This window comes from Microbacterium sp. NPDC080220 (assembly GCF_040686395.1).
GTDB lineage: Bacteria > Actinomycetota > Actinomycetes > Actinomycetales > Microbacteriaceae > Microbacterium > Microbacterium gawkjiense.
This window is the reverse complement of sequence record NZ_JBFBOP010000004.1, coordinates 208,958-223,012: the sequence shown is the minus strand read 5'-3', so window position 1 is coordinate 223,012 and position 14,055 is coordinate 208,958. Positions and strand designations below refer to the sequence as shown.

The 14,055-nt window shown below is 70.9% G+C and carries 15 protein-coding genes; 11 read left to right on the top strand and 4 right to left on the bottom strand.

What is annotated here, in order from left to right; translation table 11 throughout:
* The first annotated feature begins 91 nt into the window (after window positions 1-91).
* Genes AB0P29_RS08780 through AB0P29_RS08755 form a run of 6 tightly spaced genes read left to right on the top strand, consistent with a single transcriptional unit; the run spans window position 92 to window position 6,609 of the window.
* The gene (locus AB0P29_RS08780) at window positions 92-1,684 is read left to right on the top strand and encodes a sugar ABC transporter ATP-binding protein (RefSeq protein ID WP_363379427.1); all 1,593 of its coding nucleotides are present in this window, start codon (window positions 92-94) and stop codon (window positions 1,682-1,684) included.
* Entirely contained in the window at window positions 1,681-2,730 is a 1,050-nt protein-coding gene (locus AB0P29_RS08775; RefSeq protein WP_311860854.1) for an ABC transporter permease, read from the top strand. The genes AB0P29_RS08780 and AB0P29_RS08775 overlap by 4 nt, the downstream gene beginning before the upstream one ends.
* The gene (locus AB0P29_RS08770) at window positions 2,727-3,755 is read left to right on the top strand and encodes a sugar ABC transporter permease YjfF (protein WP_064002850.1); all 1,029 of its coding nucleotides are present in this window, start codon (window positions 2,727-2,729) and stop codon (window positions 3,753-3,755) included. Before AB0P29_RS08775 ends, AB0P29_RS08770 begins: the two co-directional genes overlap by 4 nt.
* Window positions 3,756-3,792: 37 nt before the next feature.
* Window positions 3,793-5,316: a sugar ABC transporter ATP-binding protein gene (locus AB0P29_RS08765; protein WP_363379426.1), complete on the top strand. Its 1,524-nt coding sequence runs from the start codon at window positions 3,793-3,795 to the stop codon at window positions 5,314-5,316.
* Window positions 5,313-6,326, top strand: coding sequence for a LacI family DNA-binding transcriptional regulator (locus AB0P29_RS08760; RefSeq protein WP_363379425.1), 1,014 nt, complete (start codon window positions 5,313-5,315; stop codon window positions 6,324-6,326). Before AB0P29_RS08765 ends, AB0P29_RS08760 begins: the two co-directional genes overlap by 4 nt.
* A 16-nt stretch (window positions 6,327-6,342) precedes the next feature.
* A complete protein-coding gene (locus AB0P29_RS08755) occupies window positions 6,343-6,609 on the top strand; it encodes a hypothetical protein (RefSeq protein ID WP_363379424.1) in 267 nt (88 codons plus the stop codon).
* 32 nt (window positions 6,610-6,641) lie between these two features.
* On the opposite strand, the gene AB0P29_RS08750 is transcribed toward AB0P29_RS08755, so the two are convergent.
* The 4 genes from AB0P29_RS08750 to AB0P29_RS08735 form a co-directional block, all read right to left on the bottom strand.
* Complete coding sequence (locus AB0P29_RS08750) at window positions 6,642-7,349, bottom strand: Pr6Pr family membrane protein (protein WP_363379423.1); 708 nt, start codon at window positions 7,347-7,349, stop codon at window positions 6,642-6,644.
* A 53-nt stretch (window positions 7,350-7,402) separates the two neighbouring features.
* Window positions 7,403-8,230 carry a MetQ/NlpA family ABC transporter substrate-binding protein gene (locus AB0P29_RS08745; protein WP_217528982.1) on the bottom strand — a complete coding sequence of 276 codons (828 nt, stop codon included), beginning with the start codon at window positions 8,228-8,230 and terminating at the stop codon, window positions 7,403-7,405.
* Between the two features lie 65 nt (window positions 8,231-8,295).
* Window positions 8,296-9,015 carry a methionine ABC transporter permease gene (locus AB0P29_RS08740; RefSeq protein ID WP_311286611.1) on the bottom strand — a complete coding sequence of 240 codons (720 nt, stop codon included), beginning with the start codon at window positions 9,013-9,015 and terminating at the stop codon, window positions 8,296-8,298.
* A complete protein-coding gene (locus AB0P29_RS08735) occupies window positions 9,012-9,995 on the bottom strand; it encodes an ATP-binding cassette domain-containing protein (RefSeq protein ID WP_363379422.1) in 984 nt (327 codons plus the stop codon). The genes AB0P29_RS08740 and AB0P29_RS08735 overlap by 4 nt, the downstream gene beginning before the upstream one ends.
* Window positions 9,996-10,187: 192 nt before the next feature.
* Here AB0P29_RS08735 and AB0P29_RS08730 point away from each other — a divergent pair, with 192 nt between their 5' ends.
* From AB0P29_RS08730 to AB0P29_RS08710, 5 genes are all read left to right on the top strand, one after another.
* On the top strand, window positions 10,188-11,474 hold the full coding sequence (locus tag AB0P29_RS08730) for an adenylosuccinate synthase (RefSeq protein ID WP_363379421.1): 1,287 nt from the start codon (window positions 10,188-10,190) through the stop codon (window positions 11,472-11,474).
* 3 nt (window positions 11,475-11,477) lie between these two features.
* Complete coding sequence (locus AB0P29_RS08725; RefSeq protein WP_363379420.1) at window positions 11,478-12,590, top strand: beta-propeller fold lactonase family protein; 1,113 nt, start codon at window positions 11,478-11,480, stop codon at window positions 12,588-12,590.
* A 234-nt stretch (window positions 12,591-12,824) separates the two neighbouring features.
* Window positions 12,825-13,397, top strand: coding sequence for a helix-hairpin-helix domain-containing protein (locus AB0P29_RS08720; RefSeq protein WP_363379419.1), 573 nt, complete (start codon window positions 12,825-12,827; stop codon window positions 13,395-13,397).
* A 113-nt stretch (window positions 13,398-13,510) separates the two neighbouring features.
* A complete protein-coding gene (locus tag AB0P29_RS08715; RefSeq protein WP_363379457.1) occupies window positions 13,511-13,654 on the top strand; it encodes a hypothetical protein in 144 nt (47 codons plus the stop codon).
* Window positions 13,642-14,055 (top strand): hypothetical protein, encoded by a 414-nt coding sequence (locus AB0P29_RS08710; RefSeq protein WP_363379418.1) that lies wholly within the window; start codon window positions 13,642-13,644, stop codon window positions 14,053-14,055. Before AB0P29_RS08715 ends, AB0P29_RS08710 begins: the two co-directional genes overlap by 13 nt.

The window sequence follows — 14,055 nt, the reverse complement described above, 5'->3', positions numbered from 1 at the left end:
TCGACGGAACCCCACGGTCCGTACGGATCACCGAACCACCGCCGGGGACCGGATTCCGGTCCCCGGCGGTCACCACGGAAAGGTGCGCGTCATGGTCGATGTCGCAGCCACGCCGGAGTCCCCGGCCACCGTCCCGGCGCACGACGAGGTCGTGCGGATGCGGGACGTCACCATCCGGTTCCCGGGCGTGCTCGCCCTGGACCGGGTCGACCTGACGCTGCGCGCCGGCGAGGTCCACACCCTGATGGGTGAGAACGGCGCCGGCAAGTCGACGCTCATCAAGGCGCTGACGGGCGTGTACGCCATCGACGGCGGGACGATCGAGGTGGCCGGCGAGCAGCGGGTCTTCCGCTCGACGGCCGACGCCGAGGCATCCGGGATCTCCACGGTGTACCAGGAGGTCAACCTCTGCACCAACCTTTCGGTCGGCGAGAACGTCATGCTCGGCCGCGAGGTGCGCCGGGCGGGCTTCATCGACTGGCGGGCCACCCACCGCGAGGCGACGCGGTACCTCGCCGCCCTCGGCCTCGACATCGACCCGCGCTCGGCGCTCGCATCGCACTCCATCGCGGTGCAGCAGCTTGTCGCGATCAGCCGGGCGACGGTCGCCGATGCCCGGGTTCTCGTCCTCGACGAGCCCACCTCGAGCCTCGACCGCAGCGAGGTCGAGCAGTTGTTCGCCGTCGTCCGCGGTCTCCGCGACCGCGGCGTCGCCATCCTCTTCGTCACGCACTTCCTCGACCAGGTCTACGAGATCTCCGACCGGCTCACGGTGCTGCGCAACGGCCAGCTGGTGGGCGAGTACCTGCCCGCCGAGCTTCCCCGCGGCGAACTCATCGCCAAGATGATCGGCCGGCAGCTCGACGAGCTCGAGGCCCTCTCGCGCTCGGCCGAGCGCGAGATCGACCGCACCGCGACGCCCGTCCTGCGTGTCGCGGGCCTCGGCCGCAAGAACGTCATCGAACCCGTCGACATGGAGGTCTACGAGGGCGAGGTCGTCGGCATCGCGGGTCTGCTCGGCTCGGGGCGCAGCGAACTCGTCCGCCTCGTCTACGGCGCCGACCGCGCCGACGCGGGCACCCACGAAGTGCGGGGGGATGCCGCACGCATCACCAACCCGCGGAACGCGATCGACAAGCGCATCGCGTTCTCGAGCGAGGACCGTCGCGCCGAGGGCATCATCGCCGACCTGACCGTCGCCGAGAACATCGTCCTCGGCATCCAGGCCAAGCGCGGAGCGATGCGCCCGATCGGCCGCGCCGAGCGCGACGCCATCGTGACTGAGTACATCTCGGCACTCGGGGTCCGCCCCGCCGACCCGAACGCACTCGTGCGCAACCTCTCGGGCGGCAACCAGCAGAAGGTGCTGCTCGCGCGCTGGCTCGCCACCGCGCCGCAGCTCATCATCCTCGACGAGCCGACCCGCGGCATCGACGTCGGCGCGAAGGCCGACATCCAGCGCAAGGTCGCCGAGCTCTCGGCGGAGGGCCTCTCGGTCGTCTTCATCTCCTCGGAGCTTGAGGAGGTCGTCCGCATCGCGCAGCGCATCGTGGTGCTGCGCGACCGTTCTAAGATCGGCGAACTGGACGCCACCGACGTGACCGTCGACGACCTGGTCGCCCTCATCGCGCAAGAGTCCGGCGAGACGACGACGTCCCGCCTCAACCCGGAGACAGCGGCATGAACCCGACACTCAAGCGCTTCCTGGCGCATCGCCTCGTCTGGCCGATCGCGGCACTGCTCGTGCTCGTGATCATCAACACGATCGCGCGGCCCTCGTTCATCTCGATCACGGTGCAGAACGGTCAGCTCTACGGGCCGCTCATCGACATCCTGCGCAACAGCGCACCGCTCATGCTCGTCGCGCTCGGCATGACGCTCGTCATCGCGACGCGCGGCATCGACCTCTCGGTCGGCGCGATCATGGCGGTCTCGGGCGCGGTGGCCCTCACCTTCATCTCGTCGTCGCCGGCGCCCGAGGACCTCTCGACGGTGCTCATCGCGATCGCGCTCGCCGTCGGGGTCGCCCTCGTGCTGGGTGTCTGGAACGGCTTCCTCGTCGCCGTCGTCGGGGTGCAGCCGATCATCGCGACCCTCGTGCTCATGCTCGCCGGCCGCGGTGTCGCCCTCCTCATCACGGGCGGCTTCATCACGACGATCACGAGCGCGCCGTACCGCTTCATGGCGCAGGGGTACCTCGTCGGTCTGCCGTTCGCGTTCTACGTCTCGGTGGTCGCGATCGTGATCGTCGCCGTCCTGCAGCGGCGCACCGCGCTCGGCGTCCTCACCGAGGCCGTCGGTATCAACCCCGAGGCCAGCCGCCTCGCCGGTGTCCGCTCGCGCGGCATCGTCTGGGGCGCGTACGCGGCGAGCGGGCTGCTCGCCGGGTTCGCCGGCATCCTCTACTCGTCCAACATCATGGCGGCCGACGCGAACGCCGCGGGCCTCTACATCGAGCTCGACGCGATCCTCGCCGTCGTCCTCGGCGGAACCAGCCTCATGGGCGGCAAGTTCACGATCGCCGGCACCGTCGTCGGCGTCTTCACGATCCAGACCCTCAAGTCGACGATCACCTTCCTCGGGGTGCCGCCGGCGGTCAGCCCGCTGTTCCTCGCCATCGTGGTCGTGATCGTCGTCCTCGTGCAGTCCCCGCGCACGCGGTCCCTCTTCGCCAAGGGAGCCGATGCCGTCCGGGGCGGCACCCGTCGCACCGTGGAGGTGGCCTCGTGAGCGCGATCACCGCAGACCTCGGACGCACCGGCGGCTTCGCCGACACGGTCCAGCGCTTCCGCAGCCGGCACGCCTCGTGGGTGCCCGTCTTCGCCGCCGTCGTCATCCTCGTCGCGATGCTCATCGGGGCGCAGGCCTACTTCGGCAACTTCGTCACCCCGCGCGTGCTGTCGGCGCTGCTGCTCGACAACGCGTACCTGCTGATCCTCGCCGTCGGCATGACCTTCGTCATCCTCACTGGCGGCATCGACCTCTCCGTCGGCGCCGTGATGGCCTTCACCGGGATGCTGGGTGCCAGCATGCTGAGCCAGGGGATGCCGGTGGCCCTCGTCATCCCGGTCATGCTGGTCCTCGGCGCCCTCATGGGTCTGTTCGTCGGCGTGCTCGTGCAGTACTTCGGGGTGCAGCCGTTCATCGCCTCGCTCGCGGCCATGTTCGCGGCGCGCGGTCTCGCGTTCATGGTGAGCCTGTCGTCGATCCGCGTCGAGGAGCCCGCCATCCTGTGGCTGCAGTCGACCCGCATGCAGGGCGGACCGGGCAGCTTCTATCTGACCCCGACCGGCATCCTGGCGCTCCTGGTCGTGCTCGCCGGCATCCTGATCCTGCAGTTCACCCGCTTCGGACGCACGATCTACGCGATCGGCGGCAACGAGCAGTCCGCGCGCCTCATGGGTCTGCCGGTCGTGCGGACGAAGCTGCTCGCCTACGTCATCAGCGGGGTGTGCGCGGGACTCGCGGGCGTCGTCTTCACGGCGTACACCGGGGCCTCCTACCCGTTGAACGGCATCGGTACCGAGCTCGACACCATCGCCGCGGTGGTGATCGGCGGCACGCTGCTCACGGGCGGCAGCGGGTTCGTGCTCGGATCGATGATCGGCGTGTTCGTCTACGGCACCATCAAGACGGTCATCTCCTTCCTCGGAGTCGACCAGTCGTGGACCCGCATCACGATCGGAGCACTGCTGCTCGTCTTCGTCGTCGTGCAGCGCCTGCTCGTGGCGCGGACCGCGCGAACGTCGCGGTGACGCTCGGGGGGAGCTCACCGCGGGCATGATGGTCCGTATGGATGCGTGCGAAGCAGCGGTCGCGCCGGTCGTCGAGGTGACCGGCGCGACCGTTCGCTTCGGCTCCGAGACGGTGCTCGACGCCGTCGACTTCCGTCTGCTGCCCGGCGAGGTCCACTCGCTGATGGGCGAGAACGGCGCCGGCAAGTCGACGCTCATCAAGGCGATCACGGGTGCGCTGCGACCGGATGCCGGGACGATCCGCGTCGGCGGTGAGCCGGTGCACTTCGGCTCGCCCGCCGATGCGCTCGCCGCCGGGATCAGCGCCGTCTACCAGGAGATCGACCTGCTGCCGAACCTCTCGGTCGGCGAGAACGTGCTGCTCGGACGTGAGAGCAGGCGGTTCGGGGCGATCGACTGGCGCGAGACGCACCGCCGCGCGGGCGAGATCCTCGAGGGGCTGGGGCTCGACATCGACCCCCGCACGCGACTGTCGCGGCATTCCCTGGCGATCCAGCAGCTCGTCGCGATCGCGCGGGCCATCTCGGTCGACGCCCGTGTCGTGGTGCTCGACGAGCCGACCTCGAGCCTCGACCTCGACGAAGTCGCGGAGCTCTTCCGCGTCATCCGCGAACTGACCTCCCGCGGTGTCGCGGTGCTGTTCGTCTCGCACTTCCTCGACCAGGTCTACGAGATCTGCGACCGCATCACGGTGCTGCGCGGCGGCCGCCGCATCGGCGAGTACGTGCCGACCGAGCTGCTGCGCATCGACCTCGTCGAGAAGATGCTCGGACGCGGGGCCGACGAGCTCGACGTCCACCAGCGGGAGGACGCCGCGGCATCCTCTCCCGTCGCCCTCGCCGGACGCGGCCTCGCCTCGGGGACGGGGCTGACCTCGGCCACCCTGGCGATCGGCGAGGGCGAGGTCGTGGGTCTCGCGGGGCTGCTCGGTTCGGGACGGTCCGAACTGGCGCGCGCGCTGACCGGGGTGGATCGACCGGATGCCGGTGAGATCGAGGTCCGCGGTGCGCCCGCCGTGCTCGCGACGCCGCGACGGGCGATCGGGCAGGGGATCGTCTACTCGTCCGAGAACCGGCGCACCGAGGGCATCATCGGCGAGCTCAGCGTGCAGGACAACATCACCCTCGCGCTGCAGGCCGATCGCGGCATCCTGCACCGGCTCTCGCGGGCCCGCCGACGCGAACTCGCTCTCAGCTGGATCGAGGCGCTCGACATCCGTCCCGCCGATCCGGACCGGCCCGCGGGCACCCTGTCCGGCGGCAACCAGCAGAAGGTACTGCTCGCGCGGCTGCTCGCGCTGTCACCCCGGGTGCTCGTGCTCGACGAGCCGACCCGCGGCATCGACGTCGGCGCGAAGGTCGAGATCCAGCGGCTCGTGGCCGACCTCGCCGACAACGGCCTGTCGGTGCTGTTCATCTCGGCCGAGCTCGAAGAAGTGCTGCGGGTCTCGAACCGCATCGCGATCATGCGGGGCGGTCGACTCGTCGACACCATTCCGGCGGACTCGCTCACCGTCGACTCGCTGCTGGCGCTCGTGGCCCGACCCGAGGACGAGTCGTGAGCGACGAGCGCGGCGCGAAGTCCGCGAACATCTTCGACGTCGCGCGCCTCGCCGGCGTCTCGCACCAGACCGTCTCGAGGGTGCTCAACGACCTGCCGAACGTCCGGCCCGCCACCCGCGCGCGGGTCGAGCAGGCGATGGCGCAGCTGCGCTACAGCCCGTCGCCGGCCGCCCGTGCCCTCGTCACGAAGCGCACCCGCACGATCGGTCTGATCACGCCGGGGACGGCGGACTTCGGGCCCACCTCGATCGCGATGCACTTCAACGTCGCGGCGCGCGTGGAGCGGTACTCCGTCGACTCGGTGACCGCGCCCGACACGGATGCCGCCAGCATCCGCTCGGTCGTTGAAGGGCTCCTCCGGCAGCGCGTCGACGCGATCGTCCTCGTCGTGACCGACCTCGGCGTCCTCGAGGTCGTGCGCGGGCTCGACCTCGGTGTGCCGATGGTCGCCGCCGCCGCGACGCAGCGCCGGCATCCGCAGCTCGTGTCGATCGATCAGTACCGCGGCGCGCGGTCGGCCGTGCGTCACCTCGCCGAGCTGGGGCACCGCCGCATCCTCCACATCGCGGGTCCGGTGCGGAATCCGGATGCCGTCGAGCGCATCCGCGGCTGGCGCGACGAGCTCGCGGCCCGCCAGCTGGCGGTGGTGGAGCCGCGCCACGGCGACTGGACCGCGGCGAGCGGGGCCGAGATCGGACGGTCGCTCGACCTCTCCCCGGGTGACGCGGTCTTCGCGGGCAACGACCACATGGCGATCGGTCTGCTCTCGGCGCTGCGCGCCCGTGGACTGCGCGTCCCCGAGGACATCGCCGTCGTGGGGTTCGACGACGTGCCTGAGGCCGCCTACCTGTCGCCGCCGCTCACCACCGTGCGGCAGGACTTCCGTGCCCTCGGCGAGCTCATGATGCAGAAGGTGCTCCTCGCCGTCGAGGAGCCCGACGGACTCACCGAGGACACCCCGCTCCCGACCCACCTGATCGTGCGCGAGTCCTCGCGCCCCGCGGAGTGATCCCGGAGGTCCACTGATGAGCGTCGAGGAACTGATGGCGATCGTCCGCGAGGAGTCCCTCGATGCGCCCGTCCTGTACGGCGTGGGCGACGTCCACATGAACGCGGTGCTGCTCACGCGCACGGATGCGCAGTGGCAGGCGTGGGTGTCGGACGAGCGCGGCGGTGTCATGGGACGCACGCTGCAGACCTTCGACACGGAATCCGCAGCGCTCGAGTACGTCCTGTTCAAGCTGCGGCAGGTGACTCCGCTGCGCCGCAAGCTCGCCGCCTGGCGTAGCTGACGCGCGCGACCGCCCTCGGAATGATCCGGGGTTCAGACCGTGAGGGCGGAACGCGCCCCGCGGGTGCGCAGGCGCCCGACGGCGACGACGATCGTGCCGACGACGACGAAGGTGACGGCGATCCCGGCGACGTACGCCCAGACACCGCCCCACCCGGCGACCCCGTTCGGGTTCAGGAACGGGTACGGGTACCAGAACGCGACGCCGCGCACCGGGTCGGTGACGAACGGTCCGCGGATCAGGGTGTAGACGATCCAGAGGATCGGGACGGCGAGGATGACGAGGACCGACCGCCACCGCAAAGCGCGGTGGGTGGGCGCGACGAGCAGGTCGATCACGAGGAACAGCGGCGCGACGACGTGGAGGATCTCGTTGGCCCAGGCGACGTGGTCGTCGGCCGTGGGCAGCCCACGCAGCAGCAGGTTGTAGACCACGCCGGTGATCGTGAGGTAGGTCGTGGCTGCGGCCAGGGCGACGGCGATCCCCCGGGGTTCGCGGTCTTCGTGCGGCGGTCGCATGAAGAACCAGATGACCGCCGCCAGCAGGGCGATGGCCCCGACGAGGTTCGACAGGATCGTGAAGAAGCTGAAGAAGTTCGCGATCGTGGTCGTCACGTCGTGGTCGTTTGCGATCGCCAAGCGGATCGTGGTGACGAACTGCCCGACGACGGCGGTCATGAGGACCGCGGCGGCGAGCAGCCTGACGACCGACCACACCGTCGGCCACGTTCGGGTACGCATGACCGAACCCTAGCGCGCGGCCCGGCGAGGCGGGCCGCGCGCTAGGGGAGAGGTCAGCCCTTGACGACGGGGACGACGAGGCCGCCCCAGGTCTCGTTCTCGAAGTCCGCGGTCTCCTGCGAGGTCAGCAGCTCGTAAAGCTTCTGCACGCGGGCGTCGTCCTTCAGCTCGGGGCGCGTCGCGAGGACGTTGTAGTACGGGCTGTCCTCGCCCTCGAGCAGGATCGCCTTGTCGCTCGTGAGGCCGGCGGGCAGGGCGAACGAGATGGTGACGAAGGCGGCATCCACATCGGGCAGCGCCTGCGGCAGCGTCGCGTTCTCGATCTCGCGGAACTCGAAGTCCTTGGGGTTGGCGGTGACACCGCTCAGGTCGACGACGTCGTCGGTGACCTCGATGAGGCCCTCGGATGCCAGCAGCTTCAGCGCCCGTCCCTCGTTGGTCGGGTCGTTGGGGATCGCGATGCTCGCGCCGTCGGCGAGGTCGTCGAGGCTCGACACCTTGTCGGAGTAGAACGCTGCGCTCGGCAGGTATGCCTCGCCGAGGCTGACCAGTTCGCCGCCGGCCTGCTCGTTGAAGGTCTCGAGGAAGGTCGCGTTCTGGAACAGGTTCGCGTCGATCGACCCGTCGGCCAGCGCGGTGTTGGGCGTGTTGTAGTCGGTGAAGGGCACGAACTCGATGGTGAGTCCCGCCTCCTTCGCACTCGTCTCGGCGATGTGGTTGAGGATGTCGCCGGCCGGCGTCTGCAGCGCGCCGACCTTGAGCGTGCCGAGGCCGTCGCCGTCGCCCTCACCACCGGCGGAGGGCGTCGAGGCGCAGCCGCTGAGCAGGAGCGCGGTGGCGGCGGCGGTGGCCAGGAGGGCGGAACGGAGGGTGCGGGACATCGTGATGCCTTTCGTCGGTGGTGCGGGGGACCGGCGTCGGGACGGCCGGAGGAGGGAGGGGCGGATTAGACGGTGGATGCCGCGGCGACTCGCGCGCTGCGGCGGGTGCTGCGTCGGCCGAGGCGCCGGGCGCCCCAGGCGGCGAGGCTCTGCAGCACCATGACGATCGCGAAGATGATGACGATGACCGCGACGATGTGGATCCAGCTGTACTGCTGGTAGCCGTAGCGGATCGCGACGTCACCGAGACCGCCGCCGGCGACCGTGCCGACCATCGCCGAGAAGTTGATGATCGAGGTCACGGTGGTCGAGAGGCCGAGGAGGGCGGCGGGGGCCGCCTCGGGCAGCAGGACCTTGGTGACGAGCTGCCACCGGCTCGCGCCCAGGGACGAGGCGACCTCGAGCAGACCGGGATCGACCTCCTTGACCGCGATCTCGACCATGCGGGCGAAGAACGGGATCGCGACGGCCGACAGCGGGACGATGGCCGCGGTCGATCCGATGAAGGTGCCCACGAGGGCGCGCGTGACGGGGATGAGGGCGACCATCAGGATGATGAACGGCACCGACCGGCCGAAGTTGACGATGAAGTCGAGCGCCCGGTTGATGGCGACACCCGCGGCGCGCGACCCGAACGGACGCTCGAGGAACCGGCCGGCCTCGGTGCCGACGAGCACGACGCCGAGCGGCAGCCCGATGACGATCGTGACGAGCAGGGCCACGCCGACCATGTAGAGCGTCTCGCCGGTGGCCTTCAGCAGGACGTCGATCAGCTGCTGGTTCATGCGGCCACCCCCTGGAGGACCTCGATGAGCAGGCCCTGCGCGCGGAGGTCCGCGATGACGGCCGCGGCGACGTGGCCGGGCACCTCGAGGCGGGTGCGGCCGGCCTGGGTTCCGGCGATGCGCTCGACGACGGCGCCGAGGATCGATACGTCGGCGTCGTGGTCGCGTGCGAGCCGTGCGATGACGGGCCGGTCGGCGGTGCCGCCCGCGAAGGTGATGTCGATGACCGTTGCCTCGGCGGATACGCCGTCGGGCACAGGGCCGAGCGGGAACAGCTGCGAGGTGAGGCGGGAGCCGGGCGTGCGGATGACGTCGACGAGGCGCCCCTGCTCGACGACGCGGCCCTGCTCGAGGAGTGCGGCCGAGTGGCAGGTGGACTTCACGACGTCCATCTCGTGCGTGATGAGGAGGACCGTGAGTCCGAGCTCCTCGTTGATGCGGCGGTACAGCTCGAGGATCGAGTCCGTCGTCTCGGGGTCGAGGGCGCTGGTCGCCTCGTCCGAGAGCAGCACGCTCGGCCGCGAGGCGAGGGCGCGGGCGATGCCGACGCGCTGCTGCTGACCGCCCGACAGCTCGTGGATCGACGCGTCGCCGCGGTGGCCGAGGCCGACGAGGTCGAGCATCTCCTGCGCGCGGTCGCGACGGGCGGCGCGGGAGCCGCCGTCGAGCTCGAGGGCGAGCTCGACGTTGCCGCGCACGGTGCGGCTGCTGAGCAGGTTGAACCGCTGGAAGACCATGCCGATCCGGCGGCGGGCCGCACGCAGCTCCGTCTCGCCCAGTGCCGTGAGCTCGACGTCGTCCACGGTCACGGTGCCGCGGTCGGGCCGTTCGAGGAGGTTGACGATGCGGGCGAGGGTGCTCTTGCCGGCGCCGCTCTGACCGACGATGCCGAACACCTCGCCGGTGGGGATGGTCAGCGAGACGTCATCTACGGCGGGGACACCGCCGTAGTGCTTCGAGACCCGATCGAGCGCGATCAACGGCCGTCCTCTCGGATGGTGGGGGTGGGGGAACGATGGCGCGGTTCCGCGCGCAGTCCCCTCGATGCAACCCAACCCGTGCCGACGACGACAAATCGTGTGACGCCGCGTTGCGGGGCGGATGCCGCGGCTCGGGCCGCGGACCCGGCCCGATAGGATGGGGTGTAACCGTCCGATAACGGGGGAGAGCCCATGCCAGGCATCGTGATCGTCGGCGTTCAATGGGGAGACGAGGGCAAGGGCAAAGCCACCGACCTCCTGGGTGAGCGCACCGACTGGGTCGTCAAGTTCAACGGCGGCAACAACGCCGGCCACACCGTGGTGATCGGCGACGAGAAGTACGCCCTGCACCTGCTGCCCAGCGGCATCCTGTCGCCGGGCGTCAACGCCGTCATCGGCAACGGTGTCGTCATCGACCTCGAGGTGCTCTTCGCCGAGCTCGGCGCCCTGCAGGCCCGCGGCGTCGACGTCTCGCGGCTGAAGGTGAGCGCCAACGCGCACATCATCACGCAGTACCACCGCACGCTCGACAAGGTCACCGAGCGCTTCCTCGGCAAGCGCATGATCGGCACGACCGGTCGCGGCATCGGCCCCACCTACGCCGACAAGATCAACCGAACCGGCATCCGGGTGCAGGACCTGTTCGACGAGAACATCCTGCGCCAGAAGGTCGAGGGCGCCCTCGACCAGAAGAACCACTTGCTGGTGAAGGTCTTCAACCGCCGCGCCATCACCGTAGACGAGGTCGTCGACGACCTGCTCTCGTACGCCGAGCGCGTGCGGCCCATGGTGTGCGACACCGGTCTGCTGCTGAGCGACGCGCTCGATGCCGGCGACGTCGTCGTCTTCGAGGGCGGCCAGGCGACGATGCTCGACATCGACCACGGCACCTACCCGTTCGTCACGTCGTCCTCCGCGACGGCGGGCGGCGCATCGACCGGATCGGGCGTCGGGCCGAACCGCCTCGACCGCATCGTCGGCATCGTGAAGGCGTACACGACGCGTGTCGGCTCGGGTCCGTTCCCGACCGAGCTGTTCGACGAGGACGGTGACTTCCTGCGCTCGCGCGGGTTCGAGTTCGGCACGACGACCGGCCGGCCCCGCCGCGTCGGCTGGTACGACGCCCCGATCACGCGCTACGCGACGCGGATCAACGGCATCACCGACCTCGTGCTCACCAAGCTCGACATCCTCACGGGTCTGAAGGAGATCCCCGTCTGCGTCGCCTACGACGTCGACGGACAGCGGTTCGACGAGGTGCCGGTCAACCAGAGCGACTTCCACCACGCGACGCCGATCCTCGAGAACTTCCCCGGCTGGAGCGAGGACATCTCCACCGCGCGCACCTTCGAGGACCTGCCGCAGACTGCGCAGGACTACGTGCTCGCCCTCGAGAAGATGAGCGGCACGCGCATCTCGGTCATCGGCGTCGGGCCCGCGCGCGACGCGGTCATCGTGCGCCACGACCTGCTCGACTGACCCGTGCGGTTCCTGCTCGGCGGGTACTCCGCCGACATGGGCGGCTCCGCGACGGGCATCGGCCTGCTGGATGCCGGGAGTGCCGCATCCCCGTTGGCGAGCGGCCCCCTCGGCTTCGGCGGCGACGTCGTCGCGGCCGAGTCACCGTCGTGGATCGCGCGGCACCCGTCCCTCGACGTCGTCTACGCGACGCTGGAGGGCCGCGGCACCGTTCGCGCCTACCGTCAGACGGGGGAGCGCACGTTCGCTCCGCTCGGACCCGAGGTGGCCGTGGGCGAGAGCCCCTGCCACGTGCTCGCGCTCGAGGACGCGCTGATCGTCTCCTGTTACGGCGACGGCGCGGTGGTGCGCGTCGCGCTCGCTCCCGACGGGCGGCTCGGGTCCGCCCGCGCGTGGACGGCCGCCGCCGAGGGCGGACCGGCATCCGATCTCACCGCTGCGGCCCGCGCGCTGCGTGCCGCCGCCGGCGCGGAGTACGCCCACCTCATCCCGCACGCCGACGACGAGACCGATGCGGCGGGACCCGCGCCCGGCCGACCGTCGCACGCGCACCAGGCGGCCGCGCTGCCCGGCGGAGTGATCGCGACGACCGACCTCGGCCTCGATCTCGTGCGCTTCTGGCGCGGCGGCCGCGAGGTGCAGCGCCTCGCCCTGCCGACCGGCACCGGCCCGCGTCACCTGCGGGCGCACCCGAGTGAGCACGTGTACGTCGTGACGGAGTACTCGGGCGAGGTGTTCGCGCTCGCGGCGGATGCCGCCGGCGAATGGCGCCTGGTGGGTGGGGCGCAGCTGGGCGCCTTCCCGGGCGACAGGGGCGCGGAGCTCGCGATGTCCGCCGACGGTGTCTTCCTCTACGCGGGGCTGCGCGGCAGCGACACGATCGCGACCGTCAAGGTGCGCGGCGGCGGCGAGGCCCTGCAGCCGATCGCGCTCGCCGAGGCGGGCACGGTCTGGCCGCGTCACCACGTGGTCGCGCGCGACACGCTGCTCGTCGCGGGTGAGCGGGCCGACGAGGTCGTCTCGCTCGCGATCGAGGATCGCACGGGGGTCCCCGGCCGCGTCCGGCACCGGACAATAGCACCGTCGCCGACGGCGCTCCTAGCCTTCTCGTCCTGACCTCCGTGCCCGGTAACGTGTCGGGACGGAGGGGAACATGAGCGCGGGCGGGCAGACGGGCGCGAGCCGGACGGCGATCGCGCGACTGGGCGGTTTCACCGCTTTCGTCTGGATCGCGGGCCGGTCGGTGTCGACGAGGACTACGCGCGCGAGCCGTGGACGAGCCCGGCCCCGATCGTCGCGGACGACCGCGGCGGCGGCGGGATCGAGGTCTGGGGTCCGCTCGACGATCTCGTGAACTCCGTCGCGCACCTCGCGGGGATCGTGGTCGCACTCGCCCTGAATCCGGGCTGGCTGCGCACGATGTGGGAGCGTCGCAGCCGGGGTCAGAGTCTGCGAGGGTCGGATGCCGCGGGCGCCGAGCAGTCGGGGGCTCGCGCGCCGCGGCCTGCGGGGTCCTCGCGCTGGTCGCGTTCCTCGCGTTCGAAGCGTTCCTCGCGTTCGAAGCGGTCGGCGGCGCGGGGAGCGCGGGTGCGCGACGAAAAGCCCGCCGAATCCGAGGCGACCAGGATCGCGGCTGATCTGGGTGCGGGGTCGTCCGACCTGCTGGCGTCGGAGGCTCCCGCCGAACCGGTCGACGTGCAGACGGCGACGGCTGAAGAGCTGCAGGACCTGCCCGGCATGAACCGCACCCGCGCTCGCCGCGTGGTGAAGGAGCGCACGAAGCAGAACGGCTTCTCGTCGCTCGAGGACTTCGGCGAGGCCGCCGGGCTGCAGCCGCACGAGATCGTGCGGCTCCGTGCCGCGGCGACCTGCTCGCCCCGGCCGCGCGGTGAGCGCCGCTTCGGGCGCCGGGTCGACCTCTGAGATGAGTCGCTCGACCCTCGACCCGCGCGCGTGCCCCACCTGCGGCGACCCGCTGCGGTTCGAGATCCTCGACGACGAGCGGTTCCTCGTCGTGTGGTCCTGCCTGACCTGCGGTGCGCTCCCACCCCCTCTACGGGGATGCGGACGCCGGAGACGACGAATTGTGGCGAGCGCTCGAGATCGCGCAGGCCCGCGAGCTCGTCGAGGCGTTTCCGGAGGGCCTCGACGCCCCGGCGCCGCCCTCGTGCACGAACTGAAGCGACGTGCCGTCGGGGAAGGAGTCGCGGAGAGCGTCGGGGGAGAGGCGGTCGATCTCCATCGAGGCGGTCGCCGGGTATGCCTCGGCGCCGCAGCTGCTCGCGCCGAAGCCCCCGTCGTCCTCGGTGACGACATCGAGGCAGGACTGGGCGCCGCCGGGGCCGAAGGTCTGCGGGAACACCAGCACGCGGAGGCTGTCGCCGCCGCGGCGGAGGGGAGCTGGGCGGCCGGCGCGACACCCGACGGCAAAGGCGAGTTCACCTACCTCGACGGGCCGACGACGTCGGTGCTGATGCCGACTCCGACGCAGCCCGACCCGCGGTTCTACGGTGCGGACGCCAAGCCCAACGTGATGGACAAGGCGGCGGGCGTCGTCGAAGACAAGCTCAGCAAGAAGTGA

What these genes read in the sequence shown, in the direction of transcription:
- AB0P29_RS08780 (WP_363379427.1), top strand. Translation starts at nt 92, where the DNA reads ATGGTCGATGTCGCAGCCACGCCGGAGTCCCCGGCCACCGTCCCGGCG.
- AB0P29_RS08775 (WP_311860854.1), top strand. Translation starts at nt 1,681, where the DNA reads ATGAACCCGACACTCAAGCGCTTCCTGGCGCATCGCCTCGTCTGGCCG.
- AB0P29_RS08765 (WP_363379426.1), top strand. Translation starts at nt 3,793, where the DNA reads ATGGATGCGTGCGAAGCAGCGGTCGCGCCGGTCGTCGAGGTGACCGGC.
- AB0P29_RS08755 (WP_363379424.1), top strand. Translation starts at nt 6,343, where the DNA reads ATGAGCGTCGAGGAACTGATGGCGATCGTCCGCGAGGAGTCCCTCGAT.
- AB0P29_RS08750 (WP_363379423.1), bottom strand. Translation starts at nt 7,349, where the DNA reads ATGCGTACCCGAACGTGGCCGACGGTGTGGTCGGTCGTCAGGCTGCTC.
- AB0P29_RS08745 (WP_217528982.1), bottom strand. Translation starts at nt 8,230, where the DNA reads ATGTCCCGCACCCTCCGTTCCGCCCTCCTGGCCACCGCCGCCGCCACC.
- AB0P29_RS08740 (WP_311286611.1), bottom strand. Translation starts at nt 9,015, where the DNA reads ATGAACCAGCAGCTGATCGACGTCCTGCTGAAGGCCACCGGCGAGACG.
- AB0P29_RS08730 (WP_363379421.1), top strand. Translation starts at nt 10,188, where the DNA reads ATGCCAGGCATCGTGATCGTCGGCGTTCAATGGGGAGACGAGGGCAAG.